This window comes from Halorussus lipolyticus (genome assembly GCF_029338375.1).
GTDB classification, from domain to species: Archaea; Halobacteriota; Halobacteria; order Halobacteriales; family Haladaptataceae; genus Halorussus; species Halorussus lipolyticus.
The window spans coordinates 2,346,870-2,369,332 of record NZ_CP119804.1; the positions used below are offsets into that span (position 1 = coordinate 2,346,870).

Consider the following 22,463-nt stretch of genomic DNA (forward strand, 5'->3'; position numbering starts at 1 on the left):
GCCGACATCGGAGGCGGCGTTTCGTAAACGTTTACCCCCAAGGCGGCAATTCTTCGCGCATGAAGGTTCTGGTGACTGTAAAAGAGGTCGCCGAAGTCGCCGACGACTTCGAGATAGAGGGGACCGAGGTAGACGAGCGCTACCTCGAGTACGACCTGAACGAGTGGGACGACTACGCCGTCGAGGAGGCCGTCCAGTTGAAAGAGGACGGCCCGGCCGACGAGGTCGTGACCGTCACCATCGGTCCCGAGCGGTCCGAAGAAACCATCCGGATGGCGCTGGCGAAGGGCGCGGACCGCGCGGTCCGCGTCTGGGACGACGCGCTGGAGGACGCCGGTCTCCTCGACGTCGAGACCAAGACGAACCTGCTGAAGTCGGTGGTCGAGGAGGAGGACCCCGACCTCGTGCTGAGCGGCGTGCAGGCGGGCGACGACGCCTTCGGTGCGACTGGCGTCTCGCTGGCCGACGAACTCGGCTTCCAGTGGGGCGCGGTCGTCAACGCGCTGGACTACGACGCCGACGAGAACGTCGCGCACGTCCACCGCGAACTGGAGGGCGGCGTCGAGGAACTCACCGACATCGACCTGCCCGCGGTCCTCACCATCCAGACCGGTATCAACGAACCCCGGTACGCGAGTCTGCGCGGCATCCGGCAGGCCCAGAGCAAGGAAATCGCACCCAAGAGCCTCGACGACCTCGGTCTCGACGCCGGAGTCATCGAGAGCGACCTCGACGTGACTTCGATGTACGAACCAGAGAGCGAGAGCGACGCCGAAATCTTCGAAGGTGACGCGAGCGAGACGGCCGGGCAACTTGCCGAAGTCCTCCGCGAGAAGGGGGTGGCAGAATGAGTGACGTGCTGGCCGTCACCGAACACCGCCGAGGAGAACTCCGCGACGTGAGCTTCGAGGTCATCACCGCGGGTCGCCAACTCGCCGACGCGACCGGCGGCGACCTGCACCTCGCCGTCGTCGGCGGCGACACCGAGGCGTTCGCCGACAGCCTCAACCGCGAGGGCGTGGACGCCATCCACACCGTCTCGGTGGGAGAGGAGTTCAACCACGACGTGTACGCCCAAGCCGTCGAGGCCCTCCACGCGGAAGTGGACCCCGAGGTCCTGCTGACGCCCAACAGCGTCAACGGTCTCGACTACGCGCCCGCCGTGGCAAACAGCCTCGACCTGCCGCTGGCGACCGACGCGGTTGACCTCGACTACGACGACGGTCTGACCGTCACCCGCGAGATGTACGGTTCCAAGGTCGAGACGACCATCGAGGTTGGCGGCGACCAGCAGGCCGTCACCATCCGAGGAGCAGAGTGGCCCGCCGCGGAGGGCGTCGGTGACGCCGAAATCGCGGAGTTCGAGGCCGACATCGACACCGACGCGGGTTCGACCGTCACCGGCTTCGAAGAAGTTGGCGGCGGCGACGTGGACATCAGCGAGGCCGACTTCATCGTCTCCATCGGCCGCGGTATCGAGGAGGAGGAGAACCTAGACCTCATCCGTGACCTCGTGGAAGCGACCGACGCGACGCTGGCCTCGTCCCGTCCCATCGTGGACAACGGGTGGCTTCCGAAGAACCGGCAGGTCGGCCAGTCCGGCAAGGTCGTCACGCCGACGGTCTACCTCGCCATCGGCATCTCCGGCGCGGTCCAGCACGTCGCTGGCATGAAGGGCGCTGACAACATCATCGCCGTCAACACCGACCCGAACGCCCCCATCTTCGACATCGCCGACTACGGTATCGTCGGCGACCTGTTCGAGGTCGTTCCGGAACTCATCGAGCAGTTCGAGTAGCGTCCCCGGTTTTTCGGTCCGGATTTTTGCGCGAGCGAGACGGCATCAGTGACGTAGTTCGGCGCTACAGCAATCCAGATGTTGCTTATAGACAGCATATCCTTTTCGAGAAAGATATAGAGTGATTTCTTCGACGCGAGGACAGTCCGACCGCCGGCGACGGATGGGGCACCACGACCCACGGGTGATGTTCGCCGACCGACATCTACTTTTCCCGTCGGTTTCGAGTAGTCGTCGATGGCGTCTCTCGAATTCCGGCGCGCGCTGGCGATTGCCGTCCTCGGCGTCGTCACGCTTGCCGGAGGACTCGGCCTCCTCGCCACGTCTCTGTCGGCCGACACGGACAGACCGGCGACAGCGGCGGACGTGTCGTCGGTCGGGCCGACAGTCTCGACGCTCCACGACGCGGGCGCGACCGGCGAGAACGTGACTGTCGGCGTTCTCGACGTGACCGGGTTCGACACGTCGTCCGCGATACTCGACGGGCGGGTCGCCGACGCCAGAGCGTTCGCTCCGGGAGAGTCAGTCCCCAACGACGGCAACAACGCCCACGGGACCGAAACTGCCGAGACCGTCGCCCGCGTCGCCCCGAGCGCCGGCCTCCATTTGGCGACCTTCGACTCGCTCGAGGGGTACCGACGCGCGGTCGAATGGCTGGTCGCCGAGGACGCGGACGTGATTGTCGCGCCGGTGTCGTTCTACGGGATGACCGGAGACGGCACGTCGGCCGTCGCGGATGTCGCCGAGCGCGCCACCCGGAAGGGAGTCGTCTTCGTCTCGCCGGCCGGAAACCTCGGGCAGAGCCACTGGACCGGTCGGTATCGCCGCGTCGAGAACGGGACCCTCGCGTTCGAGGAGGGGACGCGGAACTACCTCCGGAACGGTGGGCGGGACGTGACGGTCTGGCTATCGTGGGACGACGCCCACCACAGCGAGGACTACACCGCCCGCCTCTACTGGACCGACGGGAGCGAGAGCAGACTGGTCGCGCGGTCACACCCCTATTCCGGCGACGGCGTGCCGAACGAGCGCATCGTTGCTCGCGTCCAGTCGGGGACCTACTACGTCACCGTCGAAGGCCCTGCGAACGCGACGGGTGCCCGCCTGCGACTCTCCTCGCCGACCCACGACTTCCAGCACGTCGAACCGGCCGGGAGCATCGTCGCCCCGGCGAGCGACCCGGCGGTCCTCGCGGTCGGCGCGTACGATTCGGACGCCGAGCAGGTCGCGCCGTTCAGTTCCCGCGGACCGACCCCGGACGGTCGGGACGGCATCGACCTCCTCGCACCGAGCAATCCGGCCGTGGTAGACGCCGGTCACTTCGGTGGCACGTCGGCGTCAACCGCATACGTCGGTGGCGTGGCCGCGCTCGTCCGGGACCGACGACCGGAACTCTCACCGCGAGGAGTGGAGCGGCGACTGGAGACGACCGCAGTCGAGGCGGGCGACCCCGGTCCCGATTCGGTCGCGGGGCACGGCCTGCTCCGTCCCCTCCGAGCGGTCGGCGTCGAACGCAACGCGACGACTTAAACGTGGATTTCAGCTATAGACAGGACTTAGTGGTCGGTTCGCCGATACTTCGATAGGACTTCCATGTCGGGACTCATCGAACGGTTGCAGGACGGGACTGCGAGCGGCGACGAGGAGTTGCGCGTCCTCAACGTGGCGGGCGACGAAACCGACGACGTACTCGACGCGCTCGGACCCGAGATGCGCCGGGACGTGTACCGGACGCTGTTCGAGTCGCCCGGAACGCCCTCGGAAATCGCCGAGCGCCTCGATACCTCGGTCCAGAACCTCAATTATCACCTCTCGACGTTGGAGGACGCCGGGCTAATCGCGCCAGTCGATACGCGCTACTCCGAGAAGGGCAACGAGATGACGGTGTACGCGCCCGCCACCGACCCACTCGTGCTGGTCGGCGACCGGGACATCCGACCGCAGGTCCGGCGCTCGCTGGCGGACGTCGTTGGCGGCCTCGGCATCCTCACGGCGGCGAGCGTCCTCGTCCAGTTGGGCGTGGAACGACTCGCAAGCCCGGCGGTCGGTCGGGGGAACGTGGTCGGTCCGGCGAGTCCGACCGCCGACCCAACCACGCCCGGAAAGGCCCTCGCGTGGTTCGTGTTCGACCTCGCAGAACCGGGCGTCGTCTTCTTCTGCGGGTGTCTGGTCGTCGTCGCGCTCGCCGCGTTCGTGATGGACCGATAGAAGCGAGGGATAGAAGCGAGGAGGGGACCGTCAGGTCCGGAACAGGCCGAGGACGACGCCGATACCGGCGATAGCGAGAACACTCCCGAGTGCTATCATCCCGACGCCGCTGGTGAACCGGTCGAGGAGACCATCGCTCTCAGCGGTGGTCTCGGTCGTCGGCATCGACGCCGAGTCGGTCGTCGTCGCGTCCGCACACCCACCGCCACAGGCCACCTCTCCGGAGGCCGTCGCCAGTTGGGCGTCTCCTCGGTAGACTCGGACCTCGATTTGCGCGCCGTCTGCGGCACTGAAGTCGAAGTTTGCTGAGAAGGTGCCCTGCTTGGTGACGGTCACGACGTTCGTTTTGAGAAGCTTCGGGTCGTCACCGCGGACCATGACGCTGAGATTGGTTCCGGGTTCGAGCGTCGTCTCGCCTCGAATCGTCTGGTTCTCCTCGGGTTGCAGGACCAGCGTCTCGCCGTCGGACAGAATCGTCGCGTCGCCAGCGGCGTCGGTCGTGGTCGTCGTGTCCGCACTGGCTTCGACCGCGTGCGCCGCCGAACCGAGGACGCCTGCACTCACGAGGAGTACCGCGAAGGCGGCGGTGAGGAACGTCGAGCGCGGCACCGTCATCTACCCACCTCCGTCAACCGTCGTCCGCTGGTCGGGGAGGGGAGCGATACGTCGCAGGTCCGAGTAGTCGGGGACATACACATCGACCGACGGCGACGACCCAAAAAGGTGTCACGTTACCTTAACGAGCGATTTAAGCTATCGACTCGCGCCCCGAGGACGACCGAAGCGAGACTGAGGTCGCCGTCTGGCCGGGTCCGGAGCGGGCGTCCGGTGTCGCAATCGACGCGACGGCGAATCCCGGAGCGAACAGCGACGACGAGACGCCGCGTATCGTCACCTACTTTTTCGGTCGGTCCTGAGTACGGGCCGATGGATTATCCCGAGTCCCGGAGGGCGCTGGTCGAGGAGCGCCTCGAAACGGTCCTCGACCGCGTCGAACCGTCGGAACTCGCCGACGAGGTTCGCCACGTCGCGCTGTCGGGGGGCAAGCGCGTCCGGCCGACCGTCACCGTGCTGTCCTGCGAGGCCGCAGGGGGTGACGCCGACGACGCCGTGGACTTCGCGGTCGGCGTCGAACTCGTCCACGACGCCTCGCTGGTCGTGGACGACATCATCGACGATTCGGACACCCGCAGAGGGAGCGCCAGCGCGTGGGCCGAGTACGGGTACGCGCCGGCCATCGTCGCCAGTGACGGTCTCATCGGCGAGGCCTTCGAACTCTTCTCGCCGGACCCGCGAGCGATGGAAGCGGTCGCCGACGCGATGGTCGAACTCGGCGAGGGTGAGGCCACCGAACTCGTCGCCCGGCCGACCAACCGCGAGGAGTACATGGAACTCGCCCGCAGAAAGACCGGGGCGCTGTTCCGGTCGGCGGCCGAGTTGGGCGCGATTGCGGCCGACGCAAATCCCGCCACGGTCGAGGCGTTCGGCGAGTACGCCGAGAAGGTCGGTGTCGCCTTCCAGATTCGAGACGACGTGTTAGACGCCACCGCCGACGCCGACGCCCTTGGCAAGCCAACCGGCCACGACGCCGAGATGGGCCGACCCTCCATCGTCCGCGTGACCGACCTGACCGCCGAGGAGGCAGACGAGTTGGCCCACGAGCAGTCCGACGCCGCGCTGGCCGCCCTCGACAGAGCCGAGACGCCCGACCTGACCGCAACCGACTATCTGCGGGACTTGGCGGCGTTCGTGGTAACTCGGGAACACTGATTTTCGGAAAGGGAACGTCGGGAGCCAAACGCGCTAGCTGACCTGTTCTGCACGTCTTGACCGCCGGGATTCGGCGATAGCGAACGCCAACGTGCTGGTGAGTCCCAGCAGAGTCCCCGCGGTCAGCCAGATGGCGAGGTAGGTCAGGGGCACCCTGTCGAGGAAGTAGGCGCTGACCGCGTGGAGGACCACCGCGATGGAGAGGACGTAGAACGGCGCGTTGAGGTAGCGCCACCGGAAGCGGTCGGCCAGATACTCGTCGGTGATTTGGCCGAGGCTTGTCGTGATGCCCGCGGCGGTGAACCACGTCACGGCCCCGTAGACCAGCGCGGCCAGCACCCGGACCGGACCCACGGGACTGTTCGCACCGCTCTTGACCGCGTTCAGCGTCTCCGCGCCGCGGACTCCGCCGATGACCAGCAGGGCCGCCGCGACGACGTAGGTGATGAGCGTCACGCGGCCAGCATAGAGGCTGTTTCTGGCCTTGTCCGCGGCGCGGTCCAGCAGGCGCTCGACGCCGAGACCTCTCCCGAGGACGTAGAGACCCAGCAGGCCCGAGGTCACGCCGAACACCGCCGCGCCGGGAAGCCCCAGCGAATCCGAGATGATAGCGAGCGGGTAGATGAGCAGGAGGATGCCGAGGGGGACGAGAATCGTCCCGCGAGTTTCCGGGTCGTCCAAGACCTGCTTGATGGTGTAGTACATCGATTCGAGGTCTTGGGCCTGCCGGACGACCACCCGGCGAACGCCGTCGATTGGGACTCTGGAGCGGATGACCGGGATGACGCTCTCGTCCTGTGCCCCGTCGGTGACGATGACCGCTTGGACCTCCTCGCTGGTCGAGAGACTGGCCAGCACCTCGTCAACCTCGTCGCCGACTGCTCGGTTCGCCGCGATGTCCCCGCCTTCGAGACCCGTGACGACCGCGACCTCGACGGTCTCGTCGTCGATTCGGTCCGCGAGGTGGACGCCCTCGAACATGACGTTCACGTCGCTGTCCTCGGGGTCGGCGGTGGCTAGCGAGACCGCGGCGGCCTCGACGTTGTCGCGCCCGATGACGGGCGTGTCGAAGTCGGTCTTTCTGCCGAGGTCGTCGTCGAGGTCCACGCACAGGACCAACAGCATTACTCGGGGCTATGCGTCCGGGGCTTAACTTCTTTCGGGAAACACACCCACAGTCGGAAAGGATACCCGAACCCCGATTCGCACGCTTTTTCAGCGTCGGACGAATAAACAACCACTAACGAATGATTTCGAAGGGTTGCGAACAGTGCGCCAAGGGAGGCAAGATGGTCCTCTTCGTCTACGGCTACTGCGACCAGCGGGACTGCTTCTACTGCCCCCTCGGCGAAAACCGCAAGAACGTAACCGACGTGTACGCCAACGAGCGGAAAGTCGAGTCCGACGAGGACGTAATTGCCGAGGCCAAGCGCATGGACGCCCTCGGGACCTCCATCACGGGCGGCGAACCCCAAGAGGCGATGGAGAAGACGTGTCGGTATCTCTCCTTGCTCAAAGACGAGTTCGGCGAGGACCACCACACGCACCTCTACACCGGTATCACCGGCGGGCGCGAGAACATGCGCAGACTCTCGGAAGCGGGCTTGGACGAGATTCGATTCCATCCGCCCCTCGACCTGTGGGGCGACATGCACGGCACCGAGTGGGAGGACATCCTCTACATCGCCCGCGAGGAGGGCTTGACCCCCGCGTTCGAGATTCCGGGCATCCGGGCCGAAGAGGAGTTCCTCGAATTCTTGGACGAGGGTGCCGCGGAGTTCTGTAACGTCAACGAGTTCGAGATGAGCGACGGGAACTTCCGCCGGATGCAGGAGGAGGGGTACGAACTCCAAGACGGTCACATGAGCGCCGTCGAAGGCTCGAAAGAGATTCTCGATACGATGGGCGACCACGAGCGAGTCTACTTCTGCACCTCGGTCTTCAAGGACGCCGCCCAGCACCGCAATCGGATGAAGCGGATGGCAGAGAACATCCGCCGGGAGTTCGACGACGTGACCGACGACGGCACGCTGGTCTACGGCAAGACGTGGGAACCCGAGCGCCGACTCGAAGAACTCGGCGTGCCCGACGAGTTCTACACCGTCAAGTCCGACCACATCGAACTCGCGTGGTGGCTGTTGGAGGAGATGGTCCAAGAGGGCGACGTGGAGAAGGGAGAAATCGTGGAGCAGTACCCGACCGTGGACGGGCAAGTGGTCGAGCGGACGCCGCTGGCCTGACTGCCTGAAACCGCCGACAGCGAGCTTATTTTCTCCAGATACAGTATCCAGTTTTGGCCTCGGCGTGGTTCTCGCGCTGGGTCGTGTTACCGAGAGTGAGAACGAAGGGTCGGAGTTCGCCGGTCTAGAGTTCCTCGAAGCGTTCAGTACAGCAGGTCGCCGGTCAACTTCTCGCGCTCCTCGTCGGTCAGCGAGTAGCGTTCCATCTCGGTCTCGAACGAATCGAGGTTCGCCTTGCGCTCTTGGTGGGCCTCGAGGAAGTCGGCCACCTTGTCGGCGGCGTAATTCTTCAGGTCGCCGGTCAACAGGTCGCCGCTTCGGTAGTCGTCGGCGAGTTCCGCGACCTTCTCGTCGTCCTCCTCGAAGAAGTAGTACAGCAGTTGGTAGGCCACGTCCACGTCCGGGTCGCCGCCGAGTTCGCGGTGTTCGTCCAAGGAGGTCTGGCCGCCCGAGAAGGCGTACTTCTGAATCTTGTCGCGGACAGTCTCTCTGTCGTCGGAGAGAAAGAGCGTCGGCGCGTCATCGGAACTGCTCATCTTCCCGCCGTCGCCCTTGAGTTGCGGGAAGAAGCGACTGAGCATCGCGGAGGGCTTGTAAACGTCGTAGTCCTCTTTGGCCGCCACGTCCCTGCAGAGTCGGATGTGGGGGTCTTGGTCCACCGCAATCGGCACCATCGTTCGATGGCGACCGTGAATCAGTTGCGGGAGCAGGAGGTGAGTCGCCTGCACCGCCGGGTAGAACGACAGGCCGATGTTCTCGGGGTCGCCGTAGGTCGCATCGACGGTCGATTGGGTGTAACGCTTTGCGAACTTCGCGGCCCACGGGTAGATAACGTCGCTGTCGGCGGTATCGACCACGATGCGAGTTCGCTCGGGGTCGAACCCGACCGCCATAATTTCCCGGATGTTCTGTCGCGTCCAGTGCTGGATGTCCTCGAAGTCTTGGTCCTTGGCGAAGTACTTCTCGTCGTCGGACATCGGGATATAGACGTACGCGCCGGTCTGCTCTTGGAGGTACTTGGCGAGATAGAACGGGAAGACGTGACCGACGTGCATCGGACCGGACGGACCGCGACCGGTGACGATAGAAACCTGCTCGTCCGAGTTCATCGCGTCGAGGAACTCCTCTACGTCACGCCCGCCGTAGAAGATGCCGCGGTCCACGAGCGGGTGGCCGGGGTCCGGGAACTGGTCTCGCTGTTGTTCGGACAGTTCGTCGGCACCGAACTGCTCCAGTACGCGGTCGTAATCGACGTCGCCGCGAACAGCGTACGGAGTGACGGTGAAATCGTCCTGAGTCATAGTAATCGATGTCGTTGGAGTGCATAATAATGTGACGAATCACCGCAACTCATTTACGCAATCCTCGCACGTTACTTTAATTCTATCCGGAAAAGAATTAAGATGGTGTGGGACAGAAATAAGCGACTTTACACGCCGGTCGAGTACCGGAGAATCCCGGCGACGCCGCCGAACGCCGACTGCAACTGCTCGCCCTTCTCGAAGTCGGTCGAGATGAATTTGGTCTCGGTGCCGCGCTGGTCGGCGATGTTCATCAGGAACTCGATGGCGTCCTCGCGCTCGTCGGCCTCAACCTCGGTGCCGTCCTCGCAGGTGTGGGTCGGCGTGTCTTGGCGCTGGTCGATGAATTCGTACTCCTCCTTGTCGCCGCAGTCGTAGACCACCACGTCCTTGCGGAGGTCCTCGGACAGCAGGAGACGGTCAACCGACCCCATCACGAGGTTCTTGCGAGTCGGCTCGAACCCGTAGGTGGCCTTGTCGCCGTCGTGGAGTTGCTTGAAGAACTCCTCCATCTCGTTTTTGTCCTTCATGACCTCGGCGTCGGCCAGCGCGTCCTCGGCGCTGTCCACGAGGTCGTAGAGGCCCGACTCGTCGGTGTAGGCCACGTCGAACTTGCCAAGCACCTTGTCCTGAATCTCGTGGTGGAGGTAGTCGCCGTCCAAGAACTCGTCTTTGGTCGGCGAGGGACCGCCGACGAGGACGCCGTCCAACTCCCCGCGCTCGGGGACGAACAGGTCGTTGGCCATCTCGGCGACTTCCTGATAGAAGTTGTCGATGGCTTCGAGGCGCAGGCGGGCGAAACGCTGGGCGGACTGACCACCTTTGCGCTGTTTGCCCGGCACCAGCGAGGAGGCCGACTTCACTGGTTCGACGCGCTTGCCTTTGAGCCATCCGACGTTGGCCTCGCGCCGGTCGAGGACGACGAGACCGTAGAGGCCCTTGTCGGCCAGCATGTGTTCCAGCGGTTCGGTCAGGAACGCCGAGTCGCAGTGGTAGCGGAAGGACTGGATGGGTTCGGGCGGGTTCTCCAGTACCTTCGTCACCATGTCGGTTCGGCCGCCGCCGCTGTCGATTGCGCCGCTGAAGATGACGATGCCGTTGTCCGGCGGGTAGACGTCGTAGTAGCGCAGGCGGTCCTTGATGGACGTGAGCGCGTCCTGCACGTTCGTCCGGGTCTGCTTGGATTTGATGTTGCTGGCTTCGCTATGCTCTTGGGTGACGTGAGCTACCACGTCGCTGATTTGCTTGTCCGGCGGAATGTAGATGGTAACGAGCTGAGTCCCGGAGCCCTCGTAGTCTCTGAGGTCCTCGATGACCTTCTGGAACTCGTACTTCTTCCTGTCGGACTGCTCGCCTTCCTGCTCGCTCATTACTACGTTCTAGCCCGTCCAGAGGGTAAGTAACCTTTGACCTTACAGCCACAGCGTCAGACGACGACGGAACCGCCGCGTCATATGTGGGCAGACGATTTCCGCGGTCGTTCCGCGAGTGCCCCGAATATGTCGACTCGGACGGACTAACTTTATATGCGTGTCATGGTTCCGTTGGGACAACGAGTATCATGTCCGACACGGTATATGCGATAGCGAGCGGCAAAGGAGGTGTCGGGAAGACGACGACTGCCATCAACCTCGGCGCGATGCTGGCCGACCGAGGACACTCGGTGGTCGTCGTGGACACCGACCTCGGGATGGCCAACCTCGCGGACTTCCTCGATTTCGAAATCGAGACGCCGACGCTCCACGAGGTGCTGGCGGGCGACGCCGACCCGGAGGCGGGCATCTACCGAGCGCCGGGCGACATCGACGTTCTGCCGAGTGCGACCGACATCGAGGCGTTCGTCAAGTCCGACCCGGCGAACCTGCAAGACGTGGTGGCTGACCTCCGCGAGGAGTACGATTACGTCCTGCTGGACACGGGCGCAGGCGTCAGTTACGACACGCTCGTCCCGCTGGCGCTGGCCGACGGCGTGCTACTGGTGGCGACGCCGGACGTGGCGTCGGTCCGGGACACCGCCAAGACCGGCGAACTCGCCGAGCGCGTCGAAACCGAGGTCCGGGGTGCGGTCCTGACCCAGCGCAGTAGCGACATCCTCAACGCCGACGACGTAGAGGAGACCCTCGGCACCGACGTACTGGCGGTGATTCCCGAGGACGAGGCCGTCCCGATGGGCATCGACGCCGGGCGGCCGCTGGCCTCGTTCGCACCGAACGCGCCCGCCGGGAAGGCCTACCGCGACCTCTCTGCGGTGCTGACCGGCGAAGCCGACCCGGACCCCGAACTCGAATCGGTCGCCGACGCCGACCCGGACCCCGAACTCGAACCAGCGCCGGCCGACGCGAGCGTCGATGAGTCTCCCTTCGATATGTCCGACGAGGAGTCCTCCGGCGGGACTGGGGCCGGCGAAGACACGGCCGACCGGAGTACGTCCGACAGCGAGACGCCCGAGACGGAATCGCCCCGTTCCGAGCCTTCGGCGACCGAATCCTTCGGAGGCGACGAACCCGACGCCGAACCCGTGAGCGGCGGCGGGTCGGAGGACCCGCTTAGCGCCGACGCGGCCCAGAACGTCCGGGACGCCATCGGCAGTGAGTCCGGCGGCGACGTGGATTCGCTGTTTGCGAGCAAGGACGACGAAGCTGACTCCGAGACCCCCGACGAGAGCGAATCCGAGGAGACCGACGGCGCGGACGAAACGGGCGACTCGGGCGGACTGGGCGGCGGGAGCGCCCGAAGCGTGGACGACCTCATCAACGAACACATCAGCGACGAACGCCTCCGCGACGACACCGACGGCGACGGCGACGACCCCTTAGCCGAGATGGACGCCGGTCTCTCCGGCGGGAGCGCCGACGCCGACGACGAGGGCGACCCCCTCAGCACCGAGGACCCCTTCGCCGACGAGAGCGAGGGCGACGACGCCGAGGCCGACGAGACCGACGAGTGGACCGGAGACGACCAGTCCGACGCGGGCGACAGCGGCATCCCCTTCGAGAACCGCGACCGCAGTTCGCAGGCGAGCGCCCCGGCCACGCCCGGCGAACAGCAAACCACCGGCGAGTTGCAGACCGGTGGCTCCTCGGACGACCCGCTGTCTGCCGGTGGCGAAACCGTCGGTTCCGAGGCCGGCGGTGGCGACTCCCCCAGTTCCGAATCCACCGATAGCGAGGCCCATCGCGGCGAAATCGCCGGTTCAGAGGCCGACCGCGATTCGACCGGTGGAAACGACGCCGCACCGAGCGACGGCCTCGCAGAGGACGAGTCCAGCGAGCGCGGCGACGAGGACGAATCGCCCGCCAGCAGTCTCGAATCGGACAGTTCCGACGACGAGAAATCGAGCGAGAACGGCGGCGTCCTCGGGCGTCTCGGGTCGATATTCAAGTGAAACCGACAACCTCTAAGTCCCTTCGCCGTCGCACCTATCACCATGGCAGACGATAGTTCGGTTTCGGTCTGGTGGGTACTGTTGTTCGTGTTGCTCACGCTCGCTGTCGCCGCGGGCGCGGTCCTCTTCGTCGGCGGGGACCTCATCGCGTCGTCCGCGTTCGTGCTTCCGGTCTGAGTATCCGACCGTAGCGCGGCGATTTTCGACCGTCGAGACTCCTCCCGACGAGCGGCATCGCTACTAGTCGTCGGATGTCGAAAACACAAAGCTATCTTTAAGACAGGATATTGTTTGCTTTAGAATTGTTTAGGTTGTTAAGGCGGGAGAAGAACGTGAACTTTCGGAACCCGGTTACATCGACCGCGGCGCGGCCACGCCGAGGACCTGAAGCGCGTTCCCGACCGCGTGCTTCGACGCCGAGACCAGCGCGAGGCGGGCGTCCCGCAGGTCGTCGTCCACATCGTCGGACAGGACCGGGCACTCCCGATAGAACGTGTTGAACGTCTCGGCGATTTCGCGGGTGTAGGTGGCGACAACGTGGGGTTCGAGGTCCTCGGCGGACTCCTCGATGACGGCGGGGAAGCGCGCGACGACCTCCAGCAGTTCGCGCTCGGCGTCGGTCTCCAGCAGGGAGGCGTCGAACGAATCGGGAGCGGTCTCCAGTCCGGCCTCGTCCAGAATCCCGCAACACCGGGCGTGGACGTACTGGACGTAGGGCGCGCTCTGGGCCTCGAAGTCGAGCGCGCGGTCCCACTCGAAGGTGATTGCCTTGGTGGGTTGCTTCGACACGATGTCGTACCGGACCGCGCCGATGCCGACCTGCTCGGCGATGCGCTCTACGTCCTCGTCGGTCAGGTCGTCGTCGCGGATGCGGTCGTCCAGTCGGGTCTCGACCTCCTCGCGGGCACGGTCGATGGCCTCGTCCAGCAGGTCGTCCAAGTCGATTCCGGTGCCGGCGCGGGTGGACATCTTGCCCTCCGGGAGGTTGACGTAGGAGTAGATGACCTGCCGGAGTTGGTCGGTGTCGTTGCCCAGCAGGTCGAGCGTGGCGTTCATCTGGCGGGCCTGTAGCTTGTGGTCCTCGCCGAGGACAGTCACGGCGCGGTCGTAGTTGTCGAATTTCCACTCGTGGTGGGCCAAGTCGCGGGTGGCGTAGAGGGTAGTGCCGTCAGACCGCAGGAAGACGAAGTTCTTCTCGATGTCGAACTCGTCCAAGTCGAGTTGCCACGCGTCCTCCTCGTAAACCGCTTCGTCCAGTTCTTTCAACCTGCTCACCACGTCGTCTGCCGACCCGTCACGGAGGAAGCGCGTCTCCTTGACGAACTCGTCGAACTCGGCGGGCAGGCGGTCGAGACTCTCGCGCATCCCGCCGAGGACGGTATCGACCACTTCCTGCACTCGCTCGTAGGTCGCCTCGTCGCCCTCCTCCAGACCTTGCATGATGGCCTGAATCTCGTCCTCGGCGGCCTCTACCTCGTCGGGGTCGCCGTTTTCGAGGAAGTTGTTGCCCTTGCGGTAGTAGCGCACAAGGTCGTAGTCAGCCTTGTCGCGCTCTGGGTCCGAATCGAGGTCCTCCTCGTCGTAGGTCTCGTAGGCCCACGTGAACACCGCCATCTGTCTGCCCGCGTCGTTGACGTAGTAGTGCTTATCCACGTCGTGGCCCGCGAACGAGAGGACTCGCGCCACGGCGTCGCCGACGATGGGGTTCCGGGCACGGCCGACGTGGACCGGGCCGGTCGGATTGGCAGAGGTGTGTTCGACCACGACCTGCTGGCCGGTCGGTTCGAGGTGCCCGAAGTCGGCGCGCTGGGCCTCCTCGGCGGTCTGTTCGTAGTAGGCATCGCTCGGCACGAAGTTGACGTAGGGGCCTTGGGCCGCGGCGTCCTCGATGAGTTCGTACTCGCCAGCGTCGATTTCGTCGGCGATTTTCCCGGCGACCTGTGGTGGGGGTGCGCCGACCTCGCCCGCAAGTCGGAAGGCCGCGCTGGAGGCCAGCACGGCGTCTACGCCCTCGGGCGGGTCCTCGACGCCGAGGTCGTCTGTCGGGAGGTCGAGCGCTTCGAGTGCGGAGATTAAAGCGTCCTCCACGTCGTCCCGGAACTGAAGATACATGTTACCCGTTGGTTTTCGACCGGCGGGTAAATGGGTTTCTGAACCGTGTTACTCGTTGCGACCGGTCTCTCGCTAGCGGCCTACTTACGCACGGTCCATCGGAGTGCGTCGGCGAACTTGAGGAGCGAGTCGTAACCATCCCCCGAGTTGGGTTCGAGCGCATGCGAGAGAACGTCGGCGAGTTTTTCGGTCTGCTGTTCGTCAGCGAGTAAGCCATCAACCATCCGCGCTATCTGGCGAGTATCTGAGACTTCTGGCGAGCCGTGAAGTTCGGCCGCAAGTCGCCAGTCGCTGACGCGGACCTCCCCGTCCACGAACAAGATATTCTCCGGAGTGACTCGACCGTGGACGATTCCCTCGCGGTGCGCACGATGAACAGTCTCGGTCGCGTCGGCGATGGAGTGGACTAGTTCCTCGAAACTGAGAGTGTCGGCCCGGTCAGCGAGACTACCATCGGCGAGATTCATAGCGACCCACGGCGTCGGTTCAGTCGCCCACGCCCGAACGGCGGCGGCACCGGAAATATCGAGAGTCGCCCACGTCTCGACGGCTTTCGAGAACTCCTCGGACGAGATGTTGTCCTCGCAGACCCGCTTGAGCGCAACCTCCTCACCGCTCGCTGTTTGGGCTTCAAACACGGAAGAATACTCGGTCTTTCCGATGGTGTCTCGAACTTTGAGTCCGGCGAAGGTCGTCGGTTTAGTCTGGTCGGAGTCGTCGGATACGTAGCGCCGATATGCTTCGGCCGCAAGCGCGCTACCGAACAGACTACCGAAGGCGATTCCTGCCGGGGACTTCAGGGTCTGATAGGCGTCGTAAAGGAACAGCAAATCGGGAGCCGAGAGGGCGTAGACGGTACCGGAACCAGTGGCGAGATACACAGCGTCGTCGTCGGTCTGTGGAAACCATCTGGAACGAGCGTCGTATTTAAACTGCCACTTGGGGGAGCCGCTTTCGGCGTCTAAGGCATAGACTGCGTCTCCGATACTGTCCACCAGAACGGTACCGTCGTCCGCGTTAGCGACGTACACCGACGTATCTACGCCGGTAGAGAACTGCCACAGGGGACTGGCGTCGGCCATCGAAATAGCGTGAACGCCTCCGGCGGTACCGAGGTAGCCTGTTCCTCCGGCAAACTTCGGCGAGTGGGCGATACGGTGCCCGACGTTATACTGCCAGCGTTCCGTTCCGTTAGCAGTCGAAATCGCACGCAGGAGTGGCCCATCAGCAAGATAGACGATATCGTTCCGGACCGCACCGCTGAACGCCACGGAAGATTCGTTCGCGGGGAATCGCCATCCGAGTGATCCATCGCTGAGGTCGAAGCTGTACAGTTCTGCACCTTTGGAATCCCACGCGAGAAGGGTCGTCTCGGTCGAACCGGCTATCCAAAATCGTGGTGGGTCCTCACTTCCGGAATAGTCTACGTGCCAATCTACGTGACCTGTCGCAGTAGAGAGCGCGTACAGATGACCATGAATAGTCCCAGCGTAGATGGAGCCGTCCACAGCGTGTGGCCGTATCCAGACCGGATCATCTGGTTCGAACCGCCACTGTTCGTCCCCGTTCGAGGCCGATACAGCGACGAGACCCTGTTGCTGTAAGAGGACACTATCTCCCGTTAGAAGCGTGATGTCGGCACGCTGTTCGCCGGTGTATCGCCATCGTGTACTGCCGTCTGAGGAGTCGAGCGCGTACACTCCACTTTGCGCTTCAGCATACACTACGCCCCGTTCAGGGTACACCTCGACTGGAAAATCGGAGTCTCTACTTGCTATCGCCCGTCGCCATCGCTCGGTACCGTCCGTAGAGAGGCCGTGGACGCCAGTTGGCGTCCCGACGTAGAGCATCTCGTCGGCCCCGGACCTCCGAAGAAACGTCGCCTCCTCGCCTGTGTCGAGGGACCACTTTACCTGCGCTGTCGGGGCTGACGGAAGGTCCTCTCCCGTATCGGTCGTGTTCGCCCGAGTGAGACTCCCGACCCCGCTGGAGGCGAGGAACTCGCGTCTAGTGGAGGACCATTCAGCCATGATTCTATCGTCGGATATATCGGATATTTATTTTCTCATACATCGAATAAAAAGGGTCGTAGCGTAGCGTTTTGAGGATAGGTCTTTAGCTACACTCGTAGTCGCCGCAACAGGAATAGTCGTAGGCGTAACAGCCAATACAGTCGAAGTCCGTGCACGAGTCGTGTATTTTGTACTTCGTACACCCGCAGTTATTGTACGGGTTACAGGAGTATCCGCACTCGTAGGTGGGCGTCCCACAGGCCTCGTCGCAGTTTTGGACGGTGACGTTGCCGCCATCGTCGGTCGTAGACGTGTAGTACGTACTGCCGTTCTCCTCGTCCTCGCCCTCAAAGAACGCTTGGCTCTTTCCGTACTGGGGAGCGATGACAAGAATTAGCTCTCGTCCGTCCGGGAGCGGCCGTTTGATTTGAATCTTTACCGTGGCCTCCTCGTCCGAGGCAGTCGCGTAGACGAAGGTGCCCGCCGCCGAATCGACGTGAGACTCGACTGAACGATGAATCTGGTCGGTCGGAAGGTTACCGACGACCTCCTGTTTAACTTGACTGTCACGGATCAGACGCTGTAGCAACTCGGTGGCGTGAGTCTGAACCGCGGTTCGGACCGCCTCAGAAGAGGTGTACTCTTTTGCCGCCTTTCGCGCGACATCGGCATTCTTTCGGTCGATGGCGACGGACTTCTCGGACAGTCCACGAAGGACTGGAACGCCGCCACCGATAGCCGCGAGGGTTCCGCGTAGGAAGCCCCGTCGTTTTGGCTTACCATCGATTGTACTGCTAACGGCGTTTAAAACGGTCTTTTTTCTCATGTATTTTTCACCCCCTGATACTCATTAGTTATTATACTTAAATTTTTCTAATTGTATTATTTATTGATGAATCTCTACTGCACTCGGTTGGATAGCGAGGAGAGAACTCCGGCCGACGCGGCCGTTAGCGCGCGAAATTTCGTTATCGAATAAAACGAAGAAAGAGACTGCCGATTTTACCACCCTCAGACGACCCGGACCGAATCGCTCCCCTCGAAAATCAGGTCGCCGACCTCGCCGGAGACGACGAGTTCCGCCGACCTCTCGCCCGAGGAGAGCGTCCCGGCGACCTCCTCGCGCGGGAACTTGACGGCGAGTTCGGGGAACCCGTCGCCGTCGCGGTCCTCGATTGGCGGATTTTTGACGAAGCCGTACTTCTCGTCCGTGACCGCAGGCACCCCGTTCATCCTCACGGTGTCGAGCGCGATGTCCGCAATCTCGGCCCCGAGGCTGTTGTCGCCGAGTTCGACGTAGGCAGTCACCCACTCGCCGTTCGCTCGCGGGTTGATGGCGTCGGGGTCGAGGTCGATGGAGGCCGGAATCTTCCGGATTTGGAAGCCGCCGGACCCCGAGTCGGTCCCGTCGTCTCCGCTCCCGTCGCCGCCACTATCGCCCGAGGACCGCTCTAGTTCTAGCTTCTGGGTCTCGCCCTCGGCGACCTCCAGCGTGAGTTCGGTCTCGGACTCGACGCGGACCTCGCCGTCGTCGTCGCGCTGGACCTGCGCGAGGACAGTGGTGTACTGCCCGTCGTCGGTGCCCTCGTAGTCGAGCGACAGGGTTTCGGAGTCGGCCTCGTCGGGCACGAAGATGCCTTCCCGGAGGTCGTAGGTGCTGTCGGGATTTGCGGCGTCGGTGAACCCGGTCGCGCCCTTCGGGACGTGAACCGACCCCGGAATGTCGCTGTCGGGGTCTGTTTCGGTGACTTCGCTTCCCGGTCCGTCGGCGAGCGTGGTGTCGATACCGCGGCCCTGTTCGTCGGTCACGTCGGTCCGGACCGGCGAGTAGTTCGTGACCAGCAGGCCCGACTGGCGCACCGACCGGTTGAACTCCCACTGGCTCGGGGTCCGGGGGTCGCCCTCGGCGTCGATGCCGAAGTCGTGGCCCCAGCGAGTCGTGCCGTCTGGCATCGTCGTTTCGTTGACCCGATAGTTGGTCTCCCAGAGCTTGTAGCCGGTGTAGCCGTCGAGGTAGCGGTCGGGGTCTCGCGCCCCCTCGCCGAAGATGTAGCTGTCGTAGAAGTGCCACTCGCCCTCGTAGAACACCTGCGCGGCGGATTCCTGATACCACGAGGTGTAACTGTCGTAGCCGTAGCCACCGCCCGGCGCGGCGAGGCCCACCGTCATCTCGCGGGTCGGCAGGCCGATGGTCCGGGCGAGCGACGAGAACAGGTAGGTGTGTTCGATGCAGATGTGGCCGTTCTGTCGGGAGTAGACCGACAGGGGGAGGTACGACCGGTCCGGGCCGAGGAGCTTCTTGTCTATCCACCGCGCGAGGTTGATGTCGCGGGTGAACTCGTCGGGTTCGCCGTCGGGCGACAGCGAGATTTTGACGAAGCGCCACGCCCGGTTGGCGGCCTCTCGGGGGTCCTGAGGGAGCGGGAGGTCGCTGGCTCTGCTGGTGTCCTCGCCGTTGGCCGCTGACCGGAGCGCCCACTCCCGGACGAGGACCGATTGGTCGTTGTGGTAGTAGTCGTCGCCGTCCAAGTAGAACCGGTCTCTGCCGCCGGTCGGAATCCCGGTCTGGCGGCTGAAATCGGGGTACTCGACGTAGTTCGGGCCGCCGAGGTTGTTGACCGAGAGGTCGAAGGTGTCGAGTTCGTCGCCGGAACTGTCGTAGGCAGTGACGGTGACGGTGAGAGGCCCATCGGTCGGAAGCCGACCCGCGCCCTCGGGGTCGATGATGTCGGCGCGAATCCGGTCGTGGTCCGGTCCCCAGATGTCGAGGCGGTTGGTGACGGTTTCGGCGTCAGGGCTGACGATTTTGGACTCGTGGAGGAGACTGGCGTAAGCGTCCGGGTTCTGGAATTCGAGAGTCACGTCGTCCGAAATGCCGGAGATGGAAACCGGGAACTCCAGCGTGAGGTCGTCGAGTGGACGGATTTGAGGCTGGTCCGCGGTCGGGTCGCCGAGTTCGACGCCCTGCGTGGTGCCGGTGTTTCCGAGGAGGTCCGCGAGCGCCGTCCGGGAGTCGGCGGCACCGAACTGGACCGAGAAACTGGTGGTCTCGCCGACTGGGAGCGACCCGAGCGACCACCGGGCCGCCGTCACCACGTCGTCGCCGCCGCTGTCGGGGGAGACGCGCTTGCCGTTGAGCGAACCGTTCAGCACCGCGTCGTAGCCGAAAATCGGCCGGGTGAGCGGGTTGTAGTAGGCGCTCAGGTGGTGGCCGTCGGGTGCCTTCTCGCCCGCGAATCCGGTGTAGAGTTCGAGGCCGTCGCCGGTGTCCCGGACGTAGGGCATCCCGGCGTCGGCGTGGTAGCGGGCTTGGTCGGTCAGCGAGCGCCCGACGTCGTAGTCGCAGTACTGGTAGAGTCGGAGGTCGGAGACAGAGGCGGACCCGACGTTCGTGGCCTCGTAGGTGACGGTGAAGCGGGTCTCCTCGGGGTCGAGGTTCACTTTCCGGACGACTTCGAGCGTGGTCGCGCCGACGGCGTACCGTATCGTGGCCGAGTAGGTCGTACCGGGGTCTCCTCCGGAGGGGAAGGAGTCTACGACGGTCTGCGGGTTGTACGAGGGCGTGACGCTCCCGGTCCCGTCCTGAAGCGCGAAGAACTCGTGGTAGAGAGTCCGATTCTCGCCGACGAACCAGTTCTTCGTCCCGGTTTCGGTCTCGCCGAGTTCGATGCGGTAGGTGCCGTTGTCGATGCCGACGTTGGCGACTGAGAAGCCCTCGTCCGCGCCGGACCCCGAGGGGAGCGTCTTGCCAGAATCTTTGGCGGCGGCCTCGCCGACCGCGGCCGCCCCGGTAATCGCGCCCGCTCCGGCGTACTTCAGGAACCGACGCCGCGCCGAGTCGATTCCGCTCCCGCCCGATTCGTTTCCGTTCTCATTCATATATTTGTAGATAGATTACTCTGGGATAATTGTTTGCCTGTCTCCCGGTATCGTATTTTAGCGGCGAGAAATATTTGTATTTGTCTAGTATATCCAAACACGTGCTAAAGAAATAATTACGATTCCAATAGCGGGAATCCGTCGCGCCGACGCGGCGGATTTTCGGGCGGTTCGAGCGGGTCGTCAGTCGGCGTCCGAACCGAACACCCGCGGCATCGTGACCGTGGTGTGTTCCGAGAGACCGTAAGCGGCCGCGCCGAGGACGGGCACGCCCACCCCGAGGAGCGCGAGCGGCGAGACGCCGTATCCGCTGGCGAGGAACAGTCCCGTGGCGACGGTCCCGCAGAGGACCGCGTAGGGAATCTGGGTGTTCACGTGGTCAACGTGGTCCGCGCCGGCGAACATCGACGACAGGACCGTGGTGTCGCTGATGGGCGAGCAGTGGTCGCCGAACAGCGACCCGGTGAGGATGGCACCAATCGCGCCGGGAAGCGGTGCCCCGAGGTTGAACGCCAGCGGCACCGCGACGGGGAACATGATGCCCATCGTCCCCCACGAGGTCCCGATGCTGAACGAGATGATAGCGGCCGCGAGGAAGACGACCGCTGGCAGGAGTTCAGGCGTGATGACGCCCTCGGCGACCGAGACGACGTAGGGACCGACCCCGAGGGCCTCGCTGACCGACCCGATGGTCCACGCCAGCGAGAGGACCGCGACGGGGAATATCACCATCTTGAACCCCTCGAAGATGGAGTCGCTGATGTCCTCTAACTCGACCCGCGCGTGGCCGACCAGAATCGCCAACAGCAGGCCGCACGCCGAGAAGACGCCCCAGAGAATCGCGTCGGCAGTCGCGGCCTCCTTCAGCGCCTCGACCGGTGCCTTGCCGGGCCACCCGCCGGAGGTCAGCAGTCCGAGGCCCGTGACCGCCACGAGGACCACGATTGGCGCGGCGAAGTACCACCAGCGCGAATCGACGTGTTCGGGCGTTTCGATGTCCTCCTCGCGGGTTTCGAGCAAGGGGTCGGCGTCGTCTCGAAGGACCTTGCCGGTCTCCTTGGCGCGCTTCTCGGCGCGCTTCATCGGGCCGAAGTTCCACCCCGTAGCGACGACGATGAAGACCAGCACCACCGCCAGAAGGCTGTAGAACCGGAATGGAATGCTTTCGAGAAACACCACGAACGCGCTCTGGTCGATACCGAGCGCGTTGAACTGCTCTTTGATGAGTCCGACCTCAAACCCGACCCACGTCGAGACCACCGCCACGCTGACGACCGGCGACGTGGTGGAGTCCAGCAGGTACGCGAGTTTCTCCCGACTGATGTCGAACTGGTCGGTGATGGGGCGCATCACAGACCCGGTAATCATCGTACTGGCGTACGAATCCACGAAGATGAGCATGCCGAGGATGCTCGTCCCGAGTTCCGCCTGCCGGCGCGTCCGAACCCGTGAGATGATGCGCTTGGCGAGCGCGTTCATCCCTCCCGAGAGGAAAATCATCCCCAGCATCGCCCCCGAGAGGAAGGTGAACAACAGGAGTTTGCTGTTGAACGACGCCGTGATATTGTCAATGACCAACTGAAGGGAGTGGGCCGCTCCGGTAATCGGATTCCAGCCCATCAAGATGGTCGCACCGATCCAAATCCCCGCGAACAGCGAGAGTAGCACCTGCCTGCTCACCAGCGTCAGCACGATGGCAAAGAGCGCCGGTAACAGACTGATGATACCATACGTTTCAGAAGCCATTGCGTGGTCACC

General features: G+C 64.0%; 17 protein-coding genes. 8 read left to right on the forward strand and 9 right to left on the reverse strand.

Translation table 11 applies throughout. From position 1 onward, the window contains the following. The first annotated feature begins 59 nt into the window (after positions 1 to 59). The 4 genes from P2T57_RS11920 to P2T57_RS11935 all read left to right on the forward strand — a co-directional run bounded on the left by P2T57_RS11920 (position 60) and on the right by P2T57_RS11935 (position 4,006). Positions 60 to 851 carry an electron transfer flavoprotein subunit beta/FixA family protein gene (locus P2T57_RS11920; RefSeq protein ID WP_276299437.1) on the forward strand — a complete coding sequence of 264 codons (792 nt, stop codon included), beginning with the start codon at positions 60 to 62 and terminating at the stop codon, positions 849 to 851. Next, the gene (locus P2T57_RS11925) at positions 848 to 1,798 is read left to right on the forward strand and encodes an electron transfer flavoprotein subunit alpha/FixB family protein (RefSeq protein ID WP_276299438.1); all 951 of its coding nucleotides are present in this window, start codon (positions 848 to 850) and stop codon (positions 1,796 to 1,798) included. Before P2T57_RS11920 ends, P2T57_RS11925 begins: the two co-directional genes overlap by 4 nt. 237 nt (positions 1,799 to 2,035) lie before the next feature. After that, the gene (locus tag P2T57_RS11930; RefSeq protein WP_276299439.1) at positions 2,036 to 3,328 is read left to right on the forward strand and encodes a S8 family serine peptidase; all 1,293 of its coding nucleotides are present in this window, start codon (positions 2,036 to 2,038) and stop codon (positions 3,326 to 3,328) included. Positions 3,329 to 3,391: 63 nt separating this feature from the next. After that, positions 3,392 to 4,006 (forward strand): ArsR/SmtB family transcription factor, encoded by a 615-nt coding sequence (locus P2T57_RS11935; protein ID WP_276299440.1) that lies wholly within the window; start codon positions 3,392 to 3,394, stop codon positions 4,004 to 4,006. Positions 4,007 to 4,036: 30 nt separating this feature from the next. Here the strand turns inward: P2T57_RS11935 and P2T57_RS11940 are convergent, their stop codons facing one another. Further along, positions 4,037 to 4,621 (reverse strand): BGTF surface domain-containing protein, encoded by a 585-nt coding sequence (locus tag P2T57_RS11940; protein ID WP_276299441.1) that lies wholly within the window; start codon positions 4,619 to 4,621, stop codon positions 4,037 to 4,039. Positions 4,622 to 4,933: 312 nt separating this feature from the next. On the opposite strand from P2T57_RS11940, the gene P2T57_RS11945 reads away from it, so the two are divergent. After that, positions 4,934 to 5,776, forward strand: a complete 843-nt coding sequence (locus P2T57_RS11945; protein ID WP_276299442.1) for a polyprenyl synthetase family protein — start codon at positions 4,934 to 4,936, stop codon at positions 5,774 to 5,776. Positions 5,777 to 5,809: 33 nt separating this feature from the next. Here P2T57_RS11945 and P2T57_RS11950 read toward each other — a convergent pair whose 3' ends face one another. Further along, positions 5,810 to 6,901, reverse strand: a complete 1,092-nt coding sequence (locus P2T57_RS11950; RefSeq protein ID WP_276299443.1) for a DUF373 family protein — start codon at positions 6,899 to 6,901, stop codon at positions 5,810 to 5,812. Positions 6,902 to 7,023: 122 nt separating this feature from the next. Here P2T57_RS11950 and P2T57_RS11955 point away from each other — a divergent pair, with 122 nt between their 5' ends. Continuing rightward, entirely contained in the window at positions 7,024 to 8,016 is a 993-nt protein-coding gene (locus tag P2T57_RS11955; protein WP_276299444.1) for a radical SAM protein, read from the forward strand. A gap of 143 nt (positions 8,017 to 8,159) precedes the next feature. On the opposite strand, the gene P2T57_RS11960 is transcribed toward P2T57_RS11955, so the two are convergent. After that, positions 8,160 to 9,317, reverse strand: a complete 1,158-nt coding sequence (locus tag P2T57_RS11960) for a tryptophan--tRNA ligase (protein ID WP_276299445.1) — start codon at positions 9,315 to 9,317, stop codon at positions 8,160 to 8,162. A gap of 128 nt (positions 9,318 to 9,445) precedes the next feature. Continuing rightward, on the reverse strand, positions 9,446 to 10,687 hold the full coding sequence (prf1, locus tag P2T57_RS11965; protein ID WP_276299446.1) for a peptide chain release factor aRF-1: 1,242 nt from the start codon (positions 10,685 to 10,687) through the stop codon (positions 9,446 to 9,448). Positions 10,688 to 10,878: 191 nt separating this feature from the next. Here prf1 and minD point away from each other — a divergent pair, with 191 nt between their 5' ends. Both minD and P2T57_RS11975 read left to right on the forward strand, forming a co-directional pair. Next, entirely contained in the window at positions 10,879 to 12,702 is a 1,824-nt protein-coding gene (minD, locus tag P2T57_RS11970) for a cell division ATPase MinD (protein ID WP_276299447.1), read from the forward strand. A 42-nt stretch (positions 12,703 to 12,744) separates the two neighbouring features. Then, positions 12,745 to 12,879, forward strand: a complete 135-nt coding sequence (locus tag P2T57_RS11975; protein ID WP_276299448.1) for a hypothetical protein — start codon at positions 12,745 to 12,747, stop codon at positions 12,877 to 12,879. A gap of 174 nt (positions 12,880 to 13,053) precedes the next feature. Here the strand turns inward: P2T57_RS11975 and argS are convergent, their stop codons facing one another. The 5 genes from argS to P2T57_RS12000 form a co-directional block, all read right to left on the reverse strand. Next, a complete protein-coding gene (gene argS / locus P2T57_RS11980; RefSeq protein WP_276299449.1) occupies positions 13,054 to 14,814 on the reverse strand; it encodes an arginine--tRNA ligase in 1,761 nt (586 codons plus the stop codon). Positions 14,815 to 14,894: 80 nt separating this feature from the next. Next, a complete protein-coding gene (locus P2T57_RS11985; protein ID WP_337250801.1) occupies positions 14,895 to 16,664 on the reverse strand; it encodes an outer membrane protein assembly factor BamB family protein in 1,770 nt (589 codons plus the stop codon). A gap of 265 nt (positions 16,665 to 16,929) precedes the next feature. After that, positions 16,930 to 17,652, reverse strand: a complete 723-nt coding sequence (locus P2T57_RS11990; RefSeq protein ID WP_276299451.1) for a hypothetical protein — start codon at positions 17,650 to 17,652, stop codon at positions 16,930 to 16,932. 185 nt (positions 17,653 to 17,837) lie between these two features. Next, positions 17,838 to 20,705: a transglutaminase-like domain-containing protein gene (locus P2T57_RS11995; protein WP_276299452.1), complete on the reverse strand. Its 2,868-nt coding sequence runs from the start codon at positions 20,703 to 20,705 to the stop codon at positions 17,838 to 17,840. A 183-nt stretch (positions 20,706 to 20,888) separates the two neighbouring features. Further along, positions 20,889 to 22,451 (reverse strand): Na+/H+ antiporter NhaC family protein, encoded by a 1,563-nt coding sequence (locus tag P2T57_RS12000; RefSeq protein WP_276299453.1) that lies wholly within the window; start codon positions 22,449 to 22,451, stop codon positions 20,889 to 20,891. Positions 22,452 to 22,463: the final 12 nt, after the last annotated feature.